Origin of the sequence: Sphaerospermopsis torques-reginae ITEP-024, assembly GCF_019598945.1 — a bacterium.
In the GTDB taxonomy this organism is placed as follows: Bacteria; Cyanobacteriota; Cyanobacteriia; order Cyanobacteriales; family Nostocaceae; genus Sphaerospermopsis.
This window is the reverse complement of the sequence record NZ_CP080598.1, coordinates 240262-262315: the sequence shown is the minus strand read 5'-3', so window position 1 is coordinate 262315 and position 22054 is coordinate 240262. Positions and strand designations below refer to the sequence as shown.

The window sequence follows — 22054 nt, the reverse complement described above, 5'->3', positions numbered from 1 at the left end:
ATTAATTACCTAATAGAAAAATTTTGACAGAATTACTAGACTAAAAATATTAAAATCTGTTATACTACCAATGGTATGACTAGAGGTAGGATATGGCTAAAATTTCAATTTCATTGCCAGATGACTTACTAAATTACATTGACCAAAAAGTTGATAACCGTAGTGCATTAATTGAAAGTCTCTTGAAACAATGGCAAAAACAAAGACAAGATGAAGCACTAGCGGCTGCTTGCGCTGTAATTGATGAATTAGAATTAGGTTGGGAAAGTGAATGGCAAAATATAGCGATTACCGAATGGGAAGCATCTGGATCGTAACATTTGATCCATCCGTAGGTACAGAAATTCAAAAAACTCGTCCAGCACTGATAATTTCTGGGACTTTGTTTAATAACCAACGCACCAAAGTCACAGTTTTACCTTTTACTTCTGCAAAATTTAATAACTCCCGTATTTCACCAGCAGTAGTTGAAGTACCTGCATCAACACAAAACGGACTTTCTGTAGATAGTCTTTTGATATGTGTTGAACCAATGACTTTTGATAAAGTTCGTTTAACGCAACAATTAGGAGAATTAGAAACAGAGTTATTAGAACAAGCGCAAACTATTTTGCGTTGCTATCTGAGTTTAAATAACAATTAATTGTTTTATGTTATGGAATCTCAGGAAGTGGGATATTTTCCCTTGGAAGCGTGGGGAAACTACTGCAAATGCGGGTAAGTTGATGGCGTTTAATGGGTTGACTGCGGAAGCGTTGACGAAGCGGGCTATTGAGTTGGTGCATTAATATCATATTTCTGTAGGGTGTGTTACGCTATTGCTTAACGCACCTTACTACCTGGGTTATTATGAGTCATGAGAAGGCTTTTAATATAGGTTAGATATTCTCATATTTTAACAACTGGAGAGATGAAATGCCGATAATCAATAGAGATGAATGGCCAGATAGCGTATTTTTCAGTCCAAGTAATTTCTTAGAGTTAGGAACTAGAAACACGGGGGAAAAAATTATTCAAATCGGTACAGATGGTGATTGTCCTATAGTTGCATTCGCTAAAACAGATAATCCAATTGATGAAGATTTAGAGCCTATCGAACTTTGGTCATTACTAAAATTTTCCTATGTTCCAGATGAATACGTTTTTTATGACAAGCCAAAAAAAATTACACAGCAAAAAAAAATTACACAAAATTTAAAAACTATTAAAAAATATCAATTGCCTGATAGTGGTGAATTTGAACTTGATAATATACCGATTGATTCTCAAATTATTGCTGTACAAATTCAAAAAGATAAACCCTGTTTGTGGATGCTGATTGACTCTCAAAAAGAAAAAGATGATATCTATAAAAAAAGGACATTTTGCTGGTTTCGGACAGGAGAACCTATAGATTATACAGATTTAATTCATATTGCCACTCTACAGTCTAATGGTGGTAATCATGTATCTCACTTATTTGAATTGAAAAATTATGTAAACTACAACAAGTTAGAGAATTTATTAGCGACCAAGAAATGGCGGGAAGCTGACCTAGAAACATTTGAAATTTTGAAATCTTTATGCGGTTATGAATATTACGATTCTACATGGTTAAATTCTGAAGAAATCGTTAATATACCATGCTCACATCTACATACTATTAATAATCTTTGGATTAAATACAGTAAGGGTCGTTTTGGGTATAGTGTTCAGCTAAATATTTTGAAAAAACTGGGATTTCAAAAAAATGGAAACTATGAGCAAATCTCAGAATGTTTAGAAAATTTTATGGACAAAATAAAATGGAATACGGCTCATGCTGCTTTAAATTTTACACTCAAAGCTCCTATTGGTCATCTTCCTGCCATTCTGGCTTGGGGTATGGCAACCAGTCCAACATTAGATAAAGCTAAAGAAGCTTACTTTTGTCTTTGTTCTCGATGTGAAGAATGTAATCTTTAAATATGGTTGTCAAGTTTTCTGATAATTGTAGGACAGTCTTAATAAAGTTCAGCTAACTGAATTATTCTGTCCCACAAATTATTTTATTTGTATTGAGAAGCTAGAGAAAGCAAAGTAGATTGAATTTCATTGGAAATATCTTGAGATAAGTTAGCAATACCGCCACCCACAGCGTATTTATTCTTGCTTTTGATAGTAGTCTGATTTTGCCAGCCCAATATATCCCATCCACTTTCTAGCATTTGTTGAATCTGAGCTAAATCATCTTTTACCACTGTTATATGTTCTTTTCCATCATAGCCAGAATAGGTCATGGTAGTAATAGGAGCTATCCGAATTTTACCTTGTAAATGCTGATAATTTGGAGTATCTAACAGTTTTTCCATCTCAGTCATTACATTAGCCTGATTTGCTCCTGAAGTTCCTGTTTTATATCCACCTTCTGTGTAGGTTTTTCTAATATTTTTGGTCTGATCATAATTGGCAGAGTATATGATAGCAACTCCAAAAGAACCTTTTTTCAGCAATGTATCGGCTTCCTGCAAGATTTTTTCTGCTTGGCTTTTTGCAGAAATATGATTACCATCTTGACTATACGGGAGGTAAAAATCAATAAACTTGCCTTTTTTACTCATTGAGTTTTGAATTTTTGCTAATAAAAATTCTACAAAATCCAACACTTCTTGTTGCTTATCAGCAGGTAACATTTTTACCTTATCTATGATGATTTCTTCCATGCTCATTTTTATGCTCTTTAGATAAATGTTTTGTACAAATTTTTTAATTTCTACAACATGAGGTTTATACTCATCTTGCCATATATTATACCATTCTTCGTTTCTGTATTGTACTGGAATTTCTGAATCTACATATTTAAGAAATAACTTTCTGTAAAGTTTGTAATATTTACTGTCCTCTGTCTCGTATACTAAATCCCATTTACAAAGCGCTCGCTGAAGAAAAAACATTGCTGCTAAACCGTCTAACTCTCCTACATCTTCACCCAAAAAAAGTTTGTCAAATGTTAAGCTTGGATTAAATCCTGTTTCTTTTTGGTATTTGTACCCATCAAATCTTAAAGCGCAACAAGTTGTTATTTCGTGTTCTTTAAATTGGCTATTAGCGTTCATGTTTATTTTCTATGTAATCTGATTTTAAAGTATAACATTCCAAAAGCGTATATTTGCGGAAATTAGTAAGTTGGTTGGGTTGGTGCAAGAAAACCCAACATCACCCAAACCACCCAACCATCACCAAATATCATGAATAGTGTTTTCTCCCAATGGCAGAAAATGACAAAAACCGCCATAATATAGAAAACAACATTCAGGAAATAACCTCATGAAAAGTATCAATATTTCCTTACCTGACACCATGAGTTATAATAAAACTTAAAGTCATAAACATAAACTTACTATGACTATCCAAACCTTAGACAAAACTACCACAATTTCCGAACAGCGATTTCTTCTACCTGGCCATTACACCTGGGAGGAATTGGAAACAATAGAAACCTTAACCGCAGACGCAGCAGGTTTGCGGATAACTTATCTTGATGGGTGCATCGAATTTATGACACTTGGTGAACAACACGAAAATATCAAAAAAATTATCGCTATTTTGATAGAAGCATATCTTTTTGAAAAAGGGATCAACTTTATCCCTGTAGGTAGTGCTACCCGTCGCGCAAAAGAAAAGAGTGCTTCCTTTGAACCTGATGAATCTTATTATATAGGAGAGAAAAAGGAAAATCCAGATTTAGCAATTGAAGTTAATATTACCAGTGGAAGTATTGATAAACTGGAAAAATATAAACGGTTTAATATTACTGAAGTCTGGTTTTGGGAAAATAATCAATTGTCTCTATATCATCTCAAAAATGGTAATTATGAGCAAATTAATCACAGTCAATTATTGCCAGATTTAGATATAGATTTGTTAGTAACTTGTGTTTTAATACCGTCCATTATTGATGGGAGAACAGAATTTATTAAAGGTATTAAAAAGTAGTTTTTAGGTTGGGTTGACGTAAGGAAACCCAACAATATTAATAACCCTAAATTACAACCCAAAAACCCTGTATCTGTTCACATCATCTCAACCAACCATCACCAACCATCATGTAAATAAGAGAAGATAATAGAACCATCACAGATACACTTGGAAATATTCACCTCACCTGAGAATTATCGTGCGTAGTTTATAATAGAATCATACCGAAAAATTTTATATAGGATTTAAGGTTATTCATAATGCTGCAAATTATCCAAGCAACCTGTACCAACGGTGAACTTATTTTGAATGAAATGTACCTCATGGATATGAAATATGCTGTATATACACGCTCTTGTATATTACTAGGAAGATTATCTAATTGTTTCTGAATAGATTTAGTAATAATAATATCATAAGTCATAGTATCTATTTTCTCTGATTTAGATACTGTTGAAAAGTCATATATTCCCCATTCGCATATTCCTCACGGATTAATTGAATTTCTTTTTTAGGTTCTTCATCTTCTCGCCAACTTTCCTCTTCAGCATCAGCGATCGCTTCATCAAGAATCCGCCAAAGTTGCTGCTTTTCTGATAAACTTAGTGCATTTAAAGAGTTAATTAGTAACTCCATCGTAATGAATAAATTTAATCCTGTTTCTGACATAGTTTTATTCATGGTTTTTGGATATTTTATATTTTAACATAACTTATAAAAATAAGTAAGCTGTGTAATATATAATTTAAAAAATAGCTATAAGTAAGCACAGGAAATACCCCTCATCAACAGTATGAATATTTCCTTGGAGTAGGGGTTTAGCATTGCTCAACCCTAACATTCTTATCATACTTACAACTGATGACAAAAGGTACAGAAATATGGTGGAATAAAAATAATATTGTCAGAATGTTGTCCAAAATTTAATCATGACAGATCGTGTATTGATACTAGGTGGAAGGGGACGCATTGGTAGCGCAGTTGCTAATGATATTCTCAGCCACACCCAGGCAAATATTACCATCACTGGACGTTCCCCAGAGACGGGAAAGGGTGTCAACTTGTCTTCGGGAGGAAGAGAGCAATTTTTGATTTTAGATTTGAGTGAGGTGGAAAAATTAAAAGAGGCGATCGCCAACTCTAACCTCGTCATCCACTGTGCAGGACCATTTCACTATCGAGACACCCAAGTTTTAGAAATCTGCATTGATCAAGGTGTCAATTATCTTGATGTCAGTGATCACCGTTCCTACACCCAAAAAGCTCTAAAATTACATGAAAAAGCGGTTAATGCTGGTGTCACCGCAATTATTAACACGGGGATTTTCCCCGGTATTTCTAACAGTTTAGTCCGTCAAGGAATCGAACAATTTGATATACCAGAAAAAATCCATTTAAGTTATTTAGTATCTGGTTCTGGTGGTGCTGGTGTCACCGTAATGCGAACCACTTTTTTAGGTTTACAACATTCTTTTGAAGCTTGGATCAATGGTGAATGGCATTTAATTGAACCCTATAGCGATAGAGAAGAACTGACTTTTCCCCTACCCTATAAACGCAGTGGAGTTTATTGGTTTGATATGCCAGAAACTATTACATTACCCCATTCTTTTCCCACTGTCAAAACTGTAATTACTAAATTTGGTTCAGTTCCAGATTTTTATAATCATCTCACTTGGATAACCGCCCATATTTTTCCTAAATGGTTAATGCAGAAAACTGAAACCATTGAATTTTTATCTTATGTTAGTCATCGCATGACCGATTTTACTAATATCTTGACTGGAATTGGTGTAGCAGTACGCGCAGAAGTCACAGGAAAAAAAGATAGTAAAACAGCAACTTATGTTTCTACATTACTCCATGAAAATACAGCCATTGCTTCTGGTTTAGGTACTGGTAGTATTGCCAAATTATTATTAGAAGGTAAATTGAAACACCCCGGAGTTTTACCTGTAGAAGCAGCATTAACTACAGATTTATTTAAACAAATAATGGCAGAAAGAAAAATACAAATTGGTTCTCATTGGGTAACAATACATAGGAGAGAATAGGAAAGATCAGGTAACAGAGGAGATGACGGAGAGGGGGAGATAAATTAAGTCAAAAGTCAACATTAATAACTTCTGAATCTTGACTGCTGACTCCTGACATTAAAATTATTCAAACTCATCAATAGAAATAAGTAGAAATAACCTCAAGATAGATTTTTTATAAATATTTGGCATTTATGGTTATATTTGTTAATCTAGTAAGAAATCATTTTTAATCTTTTGTGTTATGCCAAGTTTCTCTAGTCCCACAACCCCCCAATTTATCCAACGCTTCCAATGGTTATTCAACCCTTGGGGATTTATGGAAAAAAATGCCAAAGATTATGGTGATTTTTTCCAAGCATATATTATTGGTAAAGAACCCATTGTGTTTATTAGTAACCCCCAAGCAATTCAGGAACTTTTTGCAGCTTCTCTAGAAAAATTAGATGCTAGAGGTTCACAACTTTTAAAATCTTTATTGGGGGAAAAATCTTTATTGTTGCTGAGTGGAACAGAACACCAACGCCAACGGCGATTATTAACACCTCCATTTTATGGCGATCGCATGAAAGCTTATGGTCAAATTATCACTGATATTACCAAAGAAGCCATCAGCAATTTGCAAATTGGTACACCATTTTCTGTCAGAGAATCAATCCAACAAATTTCTCTAAAAGTGATTTTACATACAGTATTTGGTATCTGTGAAGGAGAAAGATTTAGAGAATTAGAAAAGCTGCTTTGTTCACTTTTGAATTTCGGTGATACTCCCCTACGAGCAGCCGTTAATTTTTTCCCAGCACTACAAGTAGATTTGGGAGAATGGAGTCCCTGGGGTTATTTTTTACGACAAAGGGAAAAAATTGATCAATTATTATATGCAGAAATTCAAGAACGCAGAGATCATCCTGATCCCAATCGAACTGATATTCTTTCTTTGATGATGTCAGCGCGAGATGAAAATGGTGAAGCCATGACCAATATAGAATTGCGAGATGAATTAATGACTTTATTAATAGCAGGTCATGAAACCACAGCTTCCGCAATTACATGGGCATTATATTGGATTCACAATTTACCAGAAGTGCGAGAAAAGCTGCTGCATGAGTTAGATAGTGTGGATGAAAATACAGATAAAAACGAAATTTTCCGCCTACCTTATTTAACGGCAGTTTGTAACGAAACCCTCCGCATTTATCCTATTGCCATGATTACCTTACCGAGAATTGTCAAATCGCCAATAGAAATTATGGGTCATGAATTTCCCTCAGGTTCATGGTTAGTAGGCTGCATATATTCAACCCATCGCCGACCAGATTTATATCCCGAACCAGAGAAATTTAAACCAGAAAGATTTTTAGAAAAACAATTTGCACCTTATGAATATTTACCTTTTGGTGGTGGAAATCGTAAATGTTTAGGAATGTCATTTGCACTATTTGAAATGAAGCTAGTTTTAGCTACAATCTTGTCACAATTAGATTTTGAATTAGTAAATAACATTCCTGTTAAACCTGTGCGTCGGGGTGTCACCTCAGCCCCTTCTGGTGGTAAATGGTTAGTTGCAACTGGAAAAAGACAAAGGGTAAAATCTCCTTTAGGTGTTTAGTTATATTGGTAATTGGTAATTGGTAATTGGTAATTGGAAAAAATAAAATTGATTACCCAGTCACCAGTCCCCAGTTTACCTACCAATATTTGGCTCAAATTTCAAATAAGTACCTCCCAAACCTTCAACAATACTCCGCGTATTTGCATCTATCATTTTTTGATAGGTTTCTCCATCACTACCAGGTTTACCTAGTCCATCAATATAAAGTTGTCTATCAAAAAGTTTCACATTTGCTTTGCTGGTAATAGGTTGCAGTGACATAAGATTAATTGTTGTATCTGCAAAAACTGTTGGTGCTTTTGTTTTTTGAATATATTGGGCTAAATTTTTCACTCTTGTATCTGTTAAATTATCTTCATTCCTAACATCTGCTAAACTACCTTTATAGGGAAAACCATAAGCTTTGACATAATAAATCATTGCTTCATGGGTGGTTAACAATTTGCGATTTTTATCAGGAATAGTGGCAAGTGTAGACTTAACCCAATCATGTAGTTCATTTAATTCTTGGGTTAATTTACTGGTATTGCGACTATATTCTTTTTGATGTTGAGGTAATATTTTACTTAAATTACTATTAACTACTTCTGCCATTTTAATAGTATTTTTCACATCATGCCAAATATGTGGTTCAGTAAAACTTTTACCATTTTTACGTAATCTTTCAGGTGTGGTGACAGCACGTTGAGCGACTGCTATTTTGGGTGCATTATTTTGAGCATTTTGAATAGGTTTAATTAAACTTAGTTCAAAATTATAACCATGATATAAAATAAGTTTCGCTTGTTCAATGGCTTGGATATCTTCTGGTGTCGGTTCATAAATACTTGGATTTAAACCAGGAGGAATTAAACAAGTTAAGTTTATTGTTTCTCCCGCAACTTGTTTAGTTAAATCACATAATACACTGGTAGTTGCCACTACTTGAGGAAGATTTTTGTTAATATTTTGCGTCTGATTATACTGAATATATCTGGTATTGAAATTGCGATTATTGCAACCAGAAAATCCCAGAGAAATCACCAATAAGGCAATATTTAATAAATTCTTGTATATGATTTTTTTTGTCATAAATAACTGCTATTTCTAAATTAAATTTAAATCAAAAAATAGGGAGCATTCCAAATGTGTAAATTTATGTTTGTTGATCTAACGAAATAAAACGCTCCCATATCCTGATATGATTGAACCGCAAAGGGCGCAAAGGACACAAAGGTAAGAGATTTTAAGAGATTTTTTAGTGTGGCTGGGGTTATTTTTTCAAAGTTGGGATGCTGTCAAAAAAGCAAGTAATAAAGGCACAGAAATGAGTAATACTGTGCCAGAATTTTGTTTCATAATTGCTAACTTGATTAAAAGTCAGCACCAGGTAATTTACCTTGCAACTTATGAAAATTAGATTGAACACAAGCACTACAACTGCAACCAATATTATTGGAAATTTGCTGGTTTTGTTGTTTGAAAATGGGTTTTGTTAATTCGGGAATTGGTTGTACAGATGCCGCTACAATCTGATCAGAAGTAGCTACAGTCTTCCATCTAGTAGATGCTTGTGCTGGACTTACTACCAAAAACAAAGATGCTAAAAACAGATGACAAGCGAGAAAAATCAGTTTAGTTATGTTTTTAGTTATGTTCATAGTTCACCCTTAAAGGCTGCTGCTGATACAGCATAACCAATTATTCAACATTAGTCATTAGTTTTTGACCAAATTAGTAACTCTCCTTGTTCCCCACCTGCGGCTAAAAATTTACCTTGGGGGTGCCAAGCTAAAGTCGAAAAACCCCCACGTACACCTGTGAGAATTTGCGATACTTCACAATTTTCGTTCCATAAACATAACCACCCATCAGCACCAGCAGAAGCAAGTATATAACTTTGGGGTGCATAGGCGATCGCATTAATTATATCCACATGATTCGTTAAAACTTGCGCTTCCCAACCTAAAGATTCATCCGTTGATTTTTCCCAAACTACCACACCTTCCACACTGGAAGCAGCTAACAGCGGCGCACCTGTAGCAGTTGTTACATCAGACCAAGCTAATTGTCGAATTTTACCCGGAAAACCACGCATAACCCAAGGATCAGGATTTTCCCATTCTACAACTGTGACGCTACGATCCATATTTCCTGACGCTAAATATTTACCATCGCCAGACCAGGCCATTGCTACACTAACTGTACCCATAGCTAAAATATAAGGTTCATGATCCCAATCTTGACTATTCCAAATTTTCACTCCTTGATAACCACCAATAGCTAAATATTTACCATCTTTTCGCCAATCAATTCCTAAAATTGATGAATTTTCAAAGTTAAGAGTGACAACAATTTCTTCTGTATCTGCATCCCAAACTTGCACATAACGCCCTAAACTAAAAGCTAATAGATTATTAGTATGATTCCAAGCTAATTGATCAACCCAAGCAGGGGCATTTTCTAAGGTTTTAATTAATTGATTTTCTCGCCAAATCTTCACTTTTCCATCTTGTCCACCCACGGCTAAATATTTACCATCTGCGGAAAAAGCTACACAGTCTATTGATTTACCTATTGCGGTTTGTAAGTAGGTAATTTCTTTATTTTCCCAGATGACAACTTCTCCCGCAGCAGATATTACAGCCAGTTTTTCACCTGTGGATGACCAATTTAGAGAGGTGATATAATCTGCAAAGTTTCCTGAATAGTAGGTTGTAAATTGTTGAGGTGTGTTAGTTGTGAAGTCCATATTTTAAGAGGGAATAGGGAATAGGGAATAGGGAATAGGGAACAGGGAACAGGGGAGAAAAATTTTAGATTTTAGATTTTAGATTTTAGATTTTAGATTGGAGTTGACAAAAACAATCCAAAATCCAAAATCCAAAATCCAAAATAAAAAACTCCTGACTCCTGACTCCTACACCATACAAGCCAGAAAATCTTGTTTTAACTTGGCTTCATCTAAATTACGTCCAATAAAAACAAGTTCATTTTTTCTGGTTTCATTTTCTTTCCAAGGTCTATCTGCTTTACCATCAAAAATCATGTGTACACCTTGGAAAACAAAACGATTATCTTCACCAGCAATGTTTAAAATGCCTTTCATGCGGAAAATATCAGTTCCTTTGGTGCTGAGTAATTCTGACATCCAAGCATTTAATTTTTCCCCATCTAATGCACCTTTTTCTACTAATGCTACAGAATAAACACTATCATCATGTTCATGGGCATCTTCACCTAAAAAGTTAGGATCAATTTCTAAAGCGCGTTCTAAATCAAAGGCATTTACCCCCAATAAAGCATCCATTGATAATTCAGAATTACGGGTGCGGTAAATTTTCGCCATTGCATTCATTGACCGAATGCGGTTTTCTAATTCATCTAAATTTTCTGGACTAACTAAATCGGTTTTGTTTAATAAAATAACATCCGCAAAAGCAATTTGTTCTTGGGCTTCGTCTGCTTCCCAATGTTGCCAAATATGTTTGGCATCTACAACTGTAACTACTGCATCTAGTGATAGTTGACTCTGCATATCTTCATCAACAAAAAATGTTTGAATCACAGGTGCAGGATCGGCTAATCCGGTGGTTTCAATTACTAAATGATCAAATTTATCCCGGCGTTTCATCAAATTACCAATGATGCGGATTAAGTCACCGCGCACTGTACAACAAATACAGCCATTGTTCATTTCAAATATTTCTTCATCGGCATCAATTACTAATTGATTATCAATGCCTACTTCCCCAAATTCATTAACGATAACTGCAACTTTTTTACCGTGTTCGTAGGTGAGAATATGGTTAAGGAGGGTGGTTTTTCCTGCGCCTAAATAGCCAGTTAAAACGGTTACGGGTACGGTATTTGCTATTTCTGAAGTCATCATAATTTCAAACAATGTAAAGCAATTTTGATAATTTGTTTGTCAGCTATCAGCAGTCAGCAGTCAGCTTTTTAACAGTGACGCAAAAAACCAGGATTTAATCATCTAGTGATTGATCAAATATTCTGACTCCTGACTCCTGACTCCTGACAGTCATTGAGAATCATTCTCTGTTTAACACATATTGGTTAAAAATGGCAGTATTGCATCAAAAACAATTGCTGGATATTCCTCATGAAGTCCCAAAGTACCAGGAATAATCACGCTATTAACTTTTTGTAATTCTGCTAAAGCGTCCATTTCTTGCCGCGATTTTGGCGGACTAGATGCGCCTATAACTGCCATTATGGGAACGTTTACCGACTCAACCAAGGATAAAAATTCTCCTTGACTGTGAATAGTGTCAATGTTGCCGGTGACAAAGGCCGCAGAGGCAAATCTGGCGTTTGGTTGTTGGGTGGTTTGCCATTTTTGGGCGATAAAGTCGGGTGTCAGTTTAGCTGTATCGGTAAAAACGTGACGGCGATACATCCAAGATAAAAATGATGGGGTGGTGTTTAGCTTATATAATGCTTGACCGAAAATAGGCGATCGCACCATTTCCCTAACTATACCAGCAATATTTTGATTTACCCCCATTGTTGGCAGTGGTCCGCGCCAAGTCGGTGCTAATAACACAATCTTAGAAAAAGCATCTGGTTGTTTAACTGCCAGTTTCAAGACATAACCAGTAGCATGACCAGCCGCAACTACAATAATTGGAGTATTAAAAACAGATTTCACAAAATCTGCTAAAAATTGCTCATATATAGCGGGATTGTAATCTAAACTCAAGCGTGAACTTTCACCAAAACCCGGCCAGTCAATAGCAGTAACCTGAAAATGGGTAGAGAGTAACTTGGCAAGTTCTCCCACTTCTCCCCGTGTGGAAACGCTACTAAAAGCAGGAAGTAGTAAAACTGGTAAACCCTCTCCTCTGGTTTCATAAACCACCCGCAATGGCTGATTTTGCCAATTCCAAAGAAATTCTTGTACTTTTCCAGTAAATACACTAAAAGTAGTCATTAGTCATTAGTTATTAGTTATTAGTTATTAGTTATTAGTTATTAGTTATTAGTTATTGGGTATTGGGTATTGGGTTATAAATTTTCCCCAGTCACTAATCACCAGTCACCAGTCACCAGTCACCCATCACATTCCAACGCTTTTTTTTGCATAGTTTTAAAAATGTTGTAAAAACCATTAGCGCGGGAAGGTGTGAGGCTGACATTTAAACCCGTGGCTTGAATAAAATCAGGAGTTAGTTGTACAATTTCATTAGGTGATGATCCGTTTAATCCTTCTATTAAAAGTGCTACCAGTCCCTTAGTCAGTTGAGAATCAGAATCTCCCTGAAAAACCACCTTCCCGTCATTGAGTGTAGCTGTAACATATACCTGAGAGACACAACCAGGAACTTTATTTTCGGGGACTTTATCAGCTTCAGGAAATTCTGGCAGTTTCTGAGCATACCAAATTAATTGTTCATAACGTCTTTTTGGGTCAGAAGCACGTTGAAAACGTTGCACAATTTTAGCCAAAGCTGGTGGTAAAGAATCAAGACTTAAGGACATAGTAAATTTAGAAAATAATCAGTCTTATGTTGAGTGTAATTGATTTGCGATCTTTAATCGCTGGTGATTGGTGATTGGTGATTGGTGACTGGGGAAGAAGCAGTGGAGCAGGGGGAAATTATTTGTATTTTCCCAATTACCAATCATCCATCACCAATTACCCATTACCCAATCATGAAGTATTTAGACGAAATATTAAAAAATGCTGCAAATTTGAGATTTTTGTTGAATTTTATGAGTAATTCTGAAGATTATATAGTCAATGATTCAATAATCTATCCAAGGAGAAAACCCGGTGTTGACTTCAACTTTACTCGCTGCTGCGACCGCACCCTTAGAATGGAGTCCTAGCGTTGGTATCATCATGGTTATCGCTAACATCATTGCGATCGCCTTTGGTAAATTTACAATTCAATATCCCAGTGCAGCACCAGCAGCACCCGCGCCTCAGTTTTTTGGTGGTTTTGGTTTACCTGCTATTTTAGCAACTGCCGCCTTTGGTCATATCTTAGGTGCTGGTATTATCTTAGGATTGCACTATATTGGCAGAATCTAGGATTTACATCTCATCCCGTCTTTTGTGATTCATTATCCCGGCCGCATCTACAATGGTCGGGATTATTTACGAACACAGTTGACTAAATTAAAATAATCTGTCATAATATGTAATATAACCTACGGGGTTATAGCTCAATTGGTAGAGCGCTTCAATGGCATTGAAGAGGTCAGCGGTTCGATTCCGCTTAACTCCACTGTATTTTAAATTATTATTGTTACTTTTGAGAAAGTGCATTTATATTTTACCAAAAAATGACTGCATTTGATGGTGTGCAGAAAGCGATCGCATTTTTTACGTAAGGGTATTACCCCTAAATTTTTACAATTCACCTTTAAATGCTTTATCGAGTATGGAAGGTAAAAGCGCATCAAGTTCTTTTATTGCTTCTTCTCTGAGTTGTTTCATTGTGTCTATTTTAGTTTGAAGATCATCAAACCATAGTTGTTTCTCAAATAGAGGAATAGGAACTTGTATATTTTCTAAAGCTTTCAATCCAAGAGTTCTATTTCGTCCTGCACCTCCTGGAGATGCTTTTCCTAAATCTTCTAATCCTTTTTCAGTTAAGAAGTGAAAGCACAAAAATGAAGAAGTGGCAATTCCTGGCTGTGGAACACAGGTTAAGAAACGATGAGAACCAAAACGTCCATTATCTTTAGATTGTGCAACAGCTACAGCACCTTCCCATGCAAATACAATTTGAAATAACAAATCATTGGCTTCAATTCTAAACAGTTTTTTCGTACCAACTTCTGCTCCGCTTAATGCTGGTTTATGAAATGTTCCTTTTCCAAAAGACCTTATACCCAATTCAGGGTAATTATTTGATAAATTAATTTCTATTGCCCTACGTTCTAGAGGTGCTACAAATTTCATAGGTAAGTATTCAGCACCTTCAATTAGTTTATAATATGCACTCAGTAGGACTTTTTGAGAATCTTGAATGATTTCGTTTCTTAATGATCGCACTTTCTCAATTTTCCCGACTAATTCCTCAACCCTTGCTACAATTTGCCTTTGTTCTTCTAGTGAGGGAAGGGGTATTTCCATTGAAAGAAATTTTGATTCTTGTAAATATAACCGATTTGTAGTACCATCACTTGCCCTTACACAAAAATCAATAAATAGGAGAGTTTTAGTTAAATAGTCAAAATATTGAATATCGAGAAGTTTATGATTTACTTCAAATGCCCAAAAATTACCTGTGATAATTGCACCATCACAAACATTTGGCAAAATTCCAAAAGCACCGTTACGAGCATCTATTTTAGATAGAATTAACTGACCATATCTTGCTATAAACTGTTTTTTTGTTCCTATTTCACTACCTAAAACACAATCTCGAATTGTAATACCTTGACCATTCATTTTTATGGTAATACGAGTATAGGTATTCAATTCTTGAATGTTAATTTCTTCTTTCTTGCGTGTAAGTAATTGATTCAAAGGCACTAAGGGATAAACTTTACTCATAAATTTATATAAATATTATTCCTAATAAATGAAAATCCAATTGCATTTTAAAAATTGCCAACTGTAAATAAAAATGATATACTATATATAAACCAGGGACAAAATTCGGCTTCATGCCGTGTGATTGTCAAGCAAAGTCTTAACAATCCTATATCCCTGGTATTTTTGTAGCTTTTCTACCAAATAGTTTTAATAGTGGTTAAAGCTTGAATCCTCAAATCACGAGTAACTAAAGGAATACCCAAAGAAAACGCCGTAGCTGCAATAATTCTATCAGGCATATCAGGAACTGTTACCCGATCAATTTGTCGAATTGCACCTGAAATATTACGATCCAAAGGTACAAGTATAATACCTACATTGGGATCATCCAAAGCATTTAAAATTCGTGTTAATACCTCTTCTGTAAAGCGTCCCTTCTCAACTAAATAAGCAATTTCTATAACCGTAATAGCTGAGATATAAATAGGATTACCTGTATTAACTGCTTGTTCTAATGCTGTTAATGCAGCTTCTGATAATCTCTGTAAATCAAAAACGTACCAAATTAAAGTATGTGTATCTGCAACCACTGATGTCATTAAATTATATCCCTTGGAAAATTACCCCACATTTCTTGACGCGCTTGATAAATATCTTCTTCACTAATATCTACTTTTAAATCAGCACATAATCCTCTAACATTCTGTAAAGGAGTTTTAAGAGTCATTTTTTGAGACAAAAATTCCGCAAAATCTAATAATTGCTGTTGTTTATCAACAGGTAAATGGCGTAACTTTTCTAACACAGATTGCTCAATATTCATTGAAAAATCTCCTGAATTTACTACATAGTATCACCTTACATCTTTGATTGTCGAGGCAATACCCTACGGGAAGCAAGCTACATGAATTGCCCCTACCCTAAAATTGCTTTAATCTCAGACATAATTTCAGCAACTCGCCGATCTTTCTCCAATATATCATTTACCAGTTGCTCTGGGGGTAAATGTTCAAAATCCGTCTGATTATTGGGGTTTTTGCGGTCAAGATTATAAATTGCCCAGTAAATAGCATCACCTTTGGCTTTCTGTTCCTTAGCAAATTCGCGCTGATTTTGTTCCTCAGTTTGAAACTGTTTTACTTCATCCTTAATTTTTTGAATCTGCTGTTTAACTTTAGTAACTTCTTTAGGTGGAGAAAAATCTAAAATCGAATTTTCTAAAATTTTGATTTTTTCAGTTAATTCTTTGACATTTTTAGCTAGATTATTAGCCCTTTCTTCAGCTTCATTACCAGCATCCCAAAAAGGTTGTGCATCTGCTCTAGCTTGATGATAAACTTCCCTAAAGTTATACTTCCAAGCGTTTTGATTTTCTTCCCGATTCTGCCACCATGCTACACATTCAGCAAAATCTTCATCTTGTATTGGCTTAGTTTTAGTGTAACTTTTTCGTCCTTCTGGTAAAGGAATTTCATAATACCAAATTTCATCCGTTTGTCGAGAACGGTCAAAAAATAACAAATTTGTCGGAATACTGGTATATGGTGCAAACACCCCATTAGGAAGACGGACAATAGTATGCAAATTAAAATTTTTCAGTAAATCTTCCTTAATTTTGGCGCACATATTATCCCCAAATAACACCCCATTAGGAAATACAACCGCAGCGCGTCCTGGTTTCGGTCTTTGTCGAAGACGACGCATAATTAACTGAAGGAATAACAACGCCGTTTCTTTAGTTTGTCTATCTTTGGGAAAGTTGTTTTTAATTCTGTCTTCTTCCTCACCTCCAAATGGTGGGTTAGTGAGAATCACATCAACCCAATCTTTTTCACCCATTTCTGACAGAGTAAACCGTAAACTATTACCATCATCAATATCGGGATATTCAAAACCATGTAATAGTAAACTCATGTGTGCTAACATCAAAGGCAAAGATTTCGCCTCAGCACCAATCAGACTTTTTTGTAAAATTTGCCAATCTTGGGCGCTACAATTCTGTTTGAGATATTTATAAGCCTCAACCAAAAAACCACCAGTTCCGCAAGCAGGATCAAAAATTGTTTCTCCTAATTGTGGGTTCATTACCTGCACCATAAACCGCACCACTGGACGAGGGGTATAAAATTCTCCCGAATCTCCCGCAGCGTCGCGCATTTCCTTTAACATGGACTCATACAAGGTGCTAAGGACGTTCACTTCTTCGGATTTATCAAAGCGAATTTCATTGACTTTATCCAGCACATCCCATAGCAAAGTCCCGCTAATCATACGGTTATTGACATCTTTGAAAACCTTAGCGATAACATCAGCGCGTTTATTACCAGCTTTGGTTTTGAGATTCCGCAAATAAGCGAGTAAACCTTCACCTTTGTTACCATCTGGTAAAACTGCTTCATCATTATTGATGAAACTTTTTAACTTATCGCTGGTAAAATCTTCATTAGCAGCCCAATCACGCCAACGATAAGGCGGTTTAATTGTGGGTTTATAGTCCATTCCTGCTACTTTTGCATCTGCTTCGAGTAGTTTTTCGGAATCATCCAACAATTTCAAGAACATGATCCAAGTCAACTGGGGAAGTCTGTCTAATTCTCCATTTAGACCTTTATCAGTCCGCATGATATCACGGGCTGATTTTACCACGCTGCCTAGTTTTTGGGCGGTGGTTACGGGTTTGTCGGTTTTTTTGGTAGTGGGTTTTGGCATTAGTATTTTTAGTAAGAAAAAAATTAGTTTTTATTGAATTTTAATAGTAAACTAATCTTCGTAGTGTTCAGCAATTGTAATTCTATGTCCTGATTCAAGTAAGTTATTTATTACTTGATTCAATTCAATTTGATTTTTGATACCCCTAGAGCCTATTAATCCGCTTTTAACTAATTCAATAAATAAATTATTGTTTATTCTATAAGGTATATCTTCTTCTCTAATTAATCTCCCCCCATATTTTCCTGAACATTCATTCATACATATTTCCGTATATAAATACGGTAAATATAATCCTCCTATCATGTGCTGATTATAACTAATATTTTCAGGATAGCAAATTTTGAAATAAAATGGATTTGGATCTATTCTATAAGAATTCAAAGTGAATTTTGTAAAAATATGTTGTCTGAAAAGAATTTTATCGGCTGTTTTCATGCTAATTATTTGTTTTGCATAACCATCATCATATCTATATATATTTCTTCCAGATTCTTGTTTCCAAGTTTTATATTGAACCATAACAAATGACTCAAATTTACGATTAAAATAAATTAAATCTACTCCAAGAGTTGTTTCAGCCTTTTTACGGTTAACATTGGTTATATTTAATGTATTTTTTCCTCTTTTAAAAGTCCTTTGTACTATACTTGACTTATTTACATCTATATGCCAATCGTCAAATATTGATGAATCATGATTGATAATATCGTCTTCAATAACATAACTTAAGTAATCCCTGTGTTTAACATCCATTATTGAATTGAAAGATTTTTCTGATAATAAATCTGTATCACCAAAAACTAAATTTAAACACAATTGAACAGCATCTTTTTGCTGTGCCATTCTATTAGAATCATCACCTTCAAATATATTTGTATTATTGACTAATTCCAGCATTTCATCTAAATCTCTAGCAATACTTCCCCTCATTCTTTTTATACAGTTTATTAATTGCTCCCAACATGGTGAATTTATTTCATACATATAGGGATTTTCATTTTCCCATGCTGGTAAACACTTTAAAGAATCCAAACTAATTTTTAAAAATGTTGAATTCTCATAAATTTCATTTAATGGAATTGGATCTTGTATATTTAAGGATTTAAAAAAACTTAAATATCTTTGTGGTAGAGTAGTTTTGTGATCCTTATTACCTGTTTTTAATAAAACGGCATAATGAATATTTTGGTTATCAAAGGAAATAAATAATAATCTGATAATTCTTGATTTCTCTTTCCATAAAAAAGTAACATTCTCAGCAAAAGGTTCATTTTTTATAAGACAATCACGAAACTTTTTTTGTTCATTGGGAAGATAAACAATAAATCCGCTAGTTTGTTTCATAGACATAAATTATGCTGAATAAAGTAAAATTTGCAATTGATTTACAGCGTCCCTCAACTCCTGAACTCCCCCAAACCGTTCAGCAATTTCAATTATATTACCATAGTTATCAAACTCCCGATTAGCTTTAAAACTTGTGCGAATATCAAACTCTTCAATACCCTTTTCTGCGTACTTATCCAACAAAATATTTAAAATTGCCCTTGCTTCCTCCCCATATTGCTCAAAAAAGTCAGATTTACCACGACGTAACCTTTCAGCCCGTTGTTTACAAGTCAAAACCGGAGCATCAAAGGCTATATGACATAATAAATCAAAAGGATCAACATCGGGAAGATTTGTCACTGCTTTTAACTCATCAAAATTAATTCCCCTATCTGCCAACAAATCAATAATTTCTGCCCGTTCTTCATGAACAGACCAGCGTTGTTGTATTTCTATAGTAGAACGATAGAGAGTCCTAACTTGTTCTCTCGTATAGTCAACTAATTTAGACAAACGCAGTTGATTATCTGCATCTAAATCATAAATTTTTTCCTCCACAATTTCCTCACTACCTCCATCAACGTAATATTTCCGAGGTGGTGCGTCATCATCATCAGGAATGCCCCCAAAACCAGATTTATCATCCTCCTCAACATCATCATCTTGCGCTTCTGGTTCTTGTGAGTCTATTTCCTGTTCATCTTCTGAAATAATTTTTCCCTGATCATCAATTTCTGATTCATTAATTAAAGTAGGTTCACCATCAAAATCTTTATCTTCAAAAAGTACAGTGCTATTAGTATAATCAACAATATTAAAAGATATTTTACCCTTTTCTTCTCTGACACGAGTTCCCCGGCCAATGATTTGTTTAAAATCTGTCATGGAACGAACAACACGGGCAAGAATCACATTTTTACAAGTGGGAATATCTACCCCAGTAGTCAGCAATTTAGAAGTAACCGCAATAATATGAGTTTCATCTAAAACATCCTTAAATTTATCGAGATGTCCTTTACCAACATCACCAGCATCAGCAGTAATGCGAGATATATAATCAGGATTTGTTTTGGTAATATCAGTATTCAGATTGCGTAACTCCTTCACCATTGCTTTAACGTGAGGTTCATCCACACAAAAAACAATTGTTTTAGCATAACGATCTGTATCTTTGAGAAAATCAGTAATATGTTTAGCAATGGCTTTTGTCCGCACTTCTCTAACTAATTTCCTCTCAAAATCTGGAGTTTGATAAACTTCATCAGGAATAGTTCTTCCATAACGATCAATTTCTCCAGCACTAGGCCGCCATCCTTCCTTATCAGAACGAGTAGTAACCCGATAAACTCGATAGGGGGCTAAGAAACCATCATTAATCCCTTGTTTTAGAGAATAAGTATAAAGAGGATTACCAAAATATCTATAGGTATCTACATTATCATCTCTTAACGGTGTTGCGGTTAATCCTAATTGATAAGCAGGTTCAAAATATTCTAAAATTTGTCGCCAGTTACTTTCATCTTTGGCGCTACCTCGATGACACTCATCAATAATAATTAAATCAAAATAATCAGGACTATATTCTCTATAAAGTCCTGGTTGATTTTGAGTATCACTAATTGCTTGATAAATAGCAAAATAAAGATCACGTCCTTTTTTAGCTTCACCTTGAATTTTGTAGATTTTATCCTCATTAAAAGCGGAAAAATCCTTATTCATCGGATCATCTACTAATATATTCCTATCTGCCAGAAACAAAATTATTGGTGAGCGAAAATAATCTGATTTATTCCATTCTATCTGTGAAAGTTTCCAAGCAATTTGAAAAGAAACCGTAGTTTTTCCCGTTCCAGTTGCTAATGTTAATAATAACCGCTTTTGACCTTGGAAAATTGCTGCTAGTGCTGCATTAATAGCATTTCGTTGATAATAACGTATAGGTTTATCAGGAATTGGATAAGCAGGAGTTAATAATTTTTCAGCAATATCTTCTCTAATTTGTTCTTTTGATTCACCTTGCAACCTGCGCCAAAGTTCATCACCACTAGGAAAGGAGTCCATCACATCCGACTGTTCACCGGTGATGAAATCAAATTCAACAATTCCCTTACCATTGGTTGAATAAGCAAACTTCACCCCTAGAATTTTCGCATAGTCCATAGCTTGTTCTAGTCCCTCATCAGGAGTTTTGCGTTTCCGCTTTGCTTCTACCACTGCTAGGGGAAAATCACCTTTTAGAAGTAAATAATCTACAAATTTCCGTTTACCACGGGGTTGACGCTGATTTTTTGGTCTAATCTTACCATCAGTAAAGCAATACTGCTCATAATAATCATAAGGTGCAGTATTCCAACCAGCTTGATTTAATTTTGGTTCTACATACTTACGACAAGTATTAGCTTCATTACTCATAACTGGTCATTTATCCTGCTAGATTATCTAAGTGATGATGTGTTTTTGGGTATTAATTTTATCATGATAAATTGATTCCATGAATTAAGTAATTTACTATTATATATGTCTGATTCTAAGAGTTGTAATAGTCGGATCTGGAAAAGAATGATATTAACGAAACGGAAGAGTAGAAGCATTGCTGCTATTTTAGCCTTTTCTGGCACACTAACAATTTCAGGTTTACATAAATTTTACTTGGGACAGCCATTATGGGGAATTTTGTATGTATTGTTATCTTGGACACCAATTCCTAAAGTAGCTAGTGCTATAGAAGGGGTTTGGTATTTGGCGCAAGATGAAGAAGCTTTTGACCGAAACTTTAATTTTGGTAAGTCCGCAGTGAAGGCTTCACCACAGATCAGTAATCAAGTAGAATCTGTAGCAAATGCCTTACGTGAGTTAGATGCTTTGCGTCAAGACGGCTTGATTTCTGAGTATGAATTTGAGCAAAAGCGCCGTCAGCTATTAGACCAGATTTCTTGA

23 protein-coding genes and 1 tRNA gene are annotated in these 22054 nt (G+C 35.0%); 10 read left to right on the top strand and 14 right to left on the bottom strand.

The features are described 5' to 3' along the window. Window positions 1-92: 92 nt before the first annotated feature. The 4 genes from K2F26_RS01085 to K2F26_RS01070 all read left to right on the top strand — a co-directional run bounded on the left by K2F26_RS01085 (window position 93) and on the right by K2F26_RS01070 (window position 1944). Window positions 93-317 carry a ribbon-helix-helix domain-containing protein gene (locus tag K2F26_RS01085; RefSeq protein ID WP_137666340.1) on the top strand — a complete coding sequence of 75 codons (225 nt, stop codon included), beginning with the start codon at window positions 93-95 and terminating at the stop codon, window positions 315-317. Next, on the top strand, window positions 296-643 hold the full coding sequence (locus tag K2F26_RS01080; protein WP_220610023.1) for a type II toxin-antitoxin system PemK/MazF family toxin: 348 nt from the start codon (window positions 296-298) through the stop codon (window positions 641-643). Before K2F26_RS01085 ends, K2F26_RS01080 begins: the two co-directional genes overlap by 22 nt. A gap of 7 nt (window positions 644-650) precedes the next feature. Further along, on the top strand, window positions 651-788 hold the full coding sequence (locus K2F26_RS01075) for a hypothetical protein (RefSeq protein ID WP_220610022.1): 138 nt from the start codon (window positions 651-653) through the stop codon (window positions 786-788). A gap of 127 nt (window positions 789-915) precedes the next feature. Beyond that, window positions 916-1944: a GUN4 domain-containing protein gene (locus K2F26_RS01070; protein WP_220610021.1), complete on the top strand. Its 1029-nt coding sequence runs from the start codon at window positions 916-918 to the stop codon at window positions 1942-1944. 83 nt (window positions 1945-2027) lie between these two features. On the opposite strand, the gene K2F26_RS24505 is transcribed toward K2F26_RS01070, so the two are convergent. Continuing rightward, window positions 2028-3074: a DUF2281 domain-containing protein gene (locus K2F26_RS24505; protein ID WP_246605489.1), complete on the bottom strand. Its 1047-nt coding sequence runs from the start codon at window positions 3072-3074 to the stop codon at window positions 2028-2030. A gap of 286 nt (window positions 3075-3360) precedes the next feature. On the opposite strand from K2F26_RS24505, the gene K2F26_RS01060 reads away from it, so the two are divergent. Beyond that, on the top strand, window positions 3361-3954 hold the full coding sequence (locus K2F26_RS01060; protein WP_220610020.1) for a Uma2 family endonuclease: 594 nt from the start codon (window positions 3361-3363) through the stop codon (window positions 3952-3954). Between the two features lie 411 nt (window positions 3955-4365). Here the strand turns inward: K2F26_RS01060 and K2F26_RS01055 are convergent, their stop codons facing one another. After that, entirely contained in the window at window positions 4366-4617 is a 252-nt protein-coding gene (locus K2F26_RS01055) for a hypothetical protein (RefSeq protein WP_246605488.1), read from the bottom strand. 248 nt (window positions 4618-4865) lie between these two features. Between K2F26_RS01055 and K2F26_RS01050 the strand changes: the two genes are divergently transcribed. Together K2F26_RS01050 and K2F26_RS01045 are read left to right on the top strand one after the other, a co-directional pair. Beyond that, on the top strand, window positions 4866-5990 hold the full coding sequence (locus K2F26_RS01050) for a saccharopine dehydrogenase family protein (protein ID WP_220610019.1): 1125 nt from the start codon (window positions 4866-4868) through the stop codon (window positions 5988-5990). A gap of 226 nt (window positions 5991-6216) precedes the next feature. Continuing rightward, entirely contained in the window at window positions 6217-7581 is a 1365-nt protein-coding gene (locus tag K2F26_RS01045) for a cytochrome P450 (RefSeq protein ID WP_220610018.1), read from the top strand. Between the two features lie 75 nt (window positions 7582-7656). Here K2F26_RS01045 and K2F26_RS01040 read toward each other — a convergent pair whose 3' ends face one another. From K2F26_RS01040 to K2F26_RS01015, 6 genes are all read right to left on the bottom strand, one after another. Beyond that, a complete protein-coding gene (locus K2F26_RS01040) occupies window positions 7657-8655 on the bottom strand; it encodes a metal ABC transporter solute-binding protein, Zn/Mn family (protein ID WP_220610017.1) in 999 nt (332 codons plus the stop codon). 281 nt (window positions 8656-8936) lie between these two features. Continuing rightward, entirely contained in the window at window positions 8937-9224 is a 288-nt protein-coding gene (locus K2F26_RS01035) for a hypothetical protein (RefSeq protein ID WP_220610016.1), read from the bottom strand. A 50-nt stretch (window positions 9225-9274) separates the two neighbouring features. Continuing rightward, window positions 9275-10315 carry a WD40 repeat domain-containing protein gene (locus K2F26_RS01030; protein ID WP_220610015.1) on the bottom strand — a complete coding sequence of 347 codons (1041 nt, stop codon included), beginning with the start codon at window positions 10313-10315 and terminating at the stop codon, window positions 9275-9277. 168 nt (window positions 10316-10483) lie between these two features. Continuing rightward, complete coding sequence (locus tag K2F26_RS01025) at window positions 10484-11455, bottom strand: CobW family GTP-binding protein (protein ID WP_220610014.1); 972 nt, start codon at window positions 11453-11455, stop codon at window positions 10484-10486. A 171-nt stretch (window positions 11456-11626) separates the two neighbouring features. After that, window positions 11627-12517 (bottom strand): alpha/beta fold hydrolase, encoded by an 891-nt coding sequence (locus K2F26_RS01020; RefSeq protein WP_220610013.1) that lies wholly within the window; start codon window positions 12515-12517, stop codon window positions 11627-11629. Between the two features lie 119 nt (window positions 12518-12636). Next, window positions 12637-13065, bottom strand: a complete 429-nt coding sequence (locus K2F26_RS01015; protein ID WP_220610012.1) for a SufE family protein — start codon at window positions 13063-13065, stop codon at window positions 12637-12639. 295 nt (window positions 13066-13360) lie between these two features. On the opposite strand from K2F26_RS01015, the gene psaK reads away from it, so the two are divergent. Together psaK and K2F26_RS01005 are read left to right on the top strand one after the other, a co-directional pair. Beyond that, window positions 13361-13621, top strand: a complete 261-nt coding sequence (gene psaK / locus K2F26_RS01010; RefSeq protein WP_220610011.1) for a photosystem I reaction center subunit PsaK — start codon at window positions 13361-13363, stop codon at window positions 13619-13621. Window positions 13622-13744: 123 nt separating this feature from the next. Next, window positions 13745-13817: transfer RNA gene (locus tag K2F26_RS01005), tRNA-Ala, on the top strand. A 125-nt stretch (window positions 13818-13942) separates the two neighbouring features. Here the strand turns inward: K2F26_RS01005 and K2F26_RS01000 are convergent. From K2F26_RS01000 to hsdR, 6 genes are all read right to left on the bottom strand, one after another. Further along, window positions 13943-15094, bottom strand: a complete 1152-nt coding sequence (locus tag K2F26_RS01000) for a restriction endonuclease subunit S (protein WP_220610010.1) — start codon at window positions 15092-15094, stop codon at window positions 13943-13945. A 176-nt stretch (window positions 15095-15270) separates the two neighbouring features. After that, window positions 15271-15675 carry a type II toxin-antitoxin system VapC family toxin gene (locus K2F26_RS00995; RefSeq protein ID WP_220610009.1) on the bottom strand — a complete coding sequence of 135 codons (405 nt, stop codon included), beginning with the start codon at window positions 15673-15675 and terminating at the stop codon, window positions 15271-15273. Continuing rightward, on the bottom strand, window positions 15675-15899 hold the full coding sequence (locus tag K2F26_RS00990) for a DUF2281 domain-containing protein (protein WP_137669239.1): 225 nt from the start codon (window positions 15897-15899) through the stop codon (window positions 15675-15677). Before K2F26_RS00990 ends, K2F26_RS00995 begins: the two co-directional genes overlap by 1 nt. Window positions 15900-15991: 92 nt before the next feature. After that, on the bottom strand, window positions 15992-17785 hold the full coding sequence (locus tag K2F26_RS00985; protein WP_220610008.1) for a class I SAM-dependent DNA methyltransferase: 1794 nt from the start codon (window positions 17783-17785) through the stop codon (window positions 15992-15994). 51 nt (window positions 17786-17836) lie between these two features. Further along, entirely contained in the window at window positions 17837-19138 is a 1302-nt protein-coding gene (locus tag K2F26_RS00980) for a hypothetical protein (protein ID WP_220610007.1), read from the bottom strand. A gap of 3 nt (window positions 19139-19141) precedes the next feature. Further along, entirely contained in the window at window positions 19142-21529 is a 2388-nt protein-coding gene (gene hsdR, locus K2F26_RS00975) for an EcoAI/FtnUII family type I restriction enzme subunit R (protein ID WP_220610006.1), read from the bottom strand. A gap of 150 nt (window positions 21530-21679) precedes the next feature. Between hsdR and K2F26_RS00970 the strand changes: the two genes are divergently transcribed. After that, complete coding sequence (locus tag K2F26_RS00970; protein ID WP_220611730.1) at window positions 21680-22054, top strand: NINE protein; 375 nt, start codon at window positions 21680-21682, stop codon at window positions 22052-22054.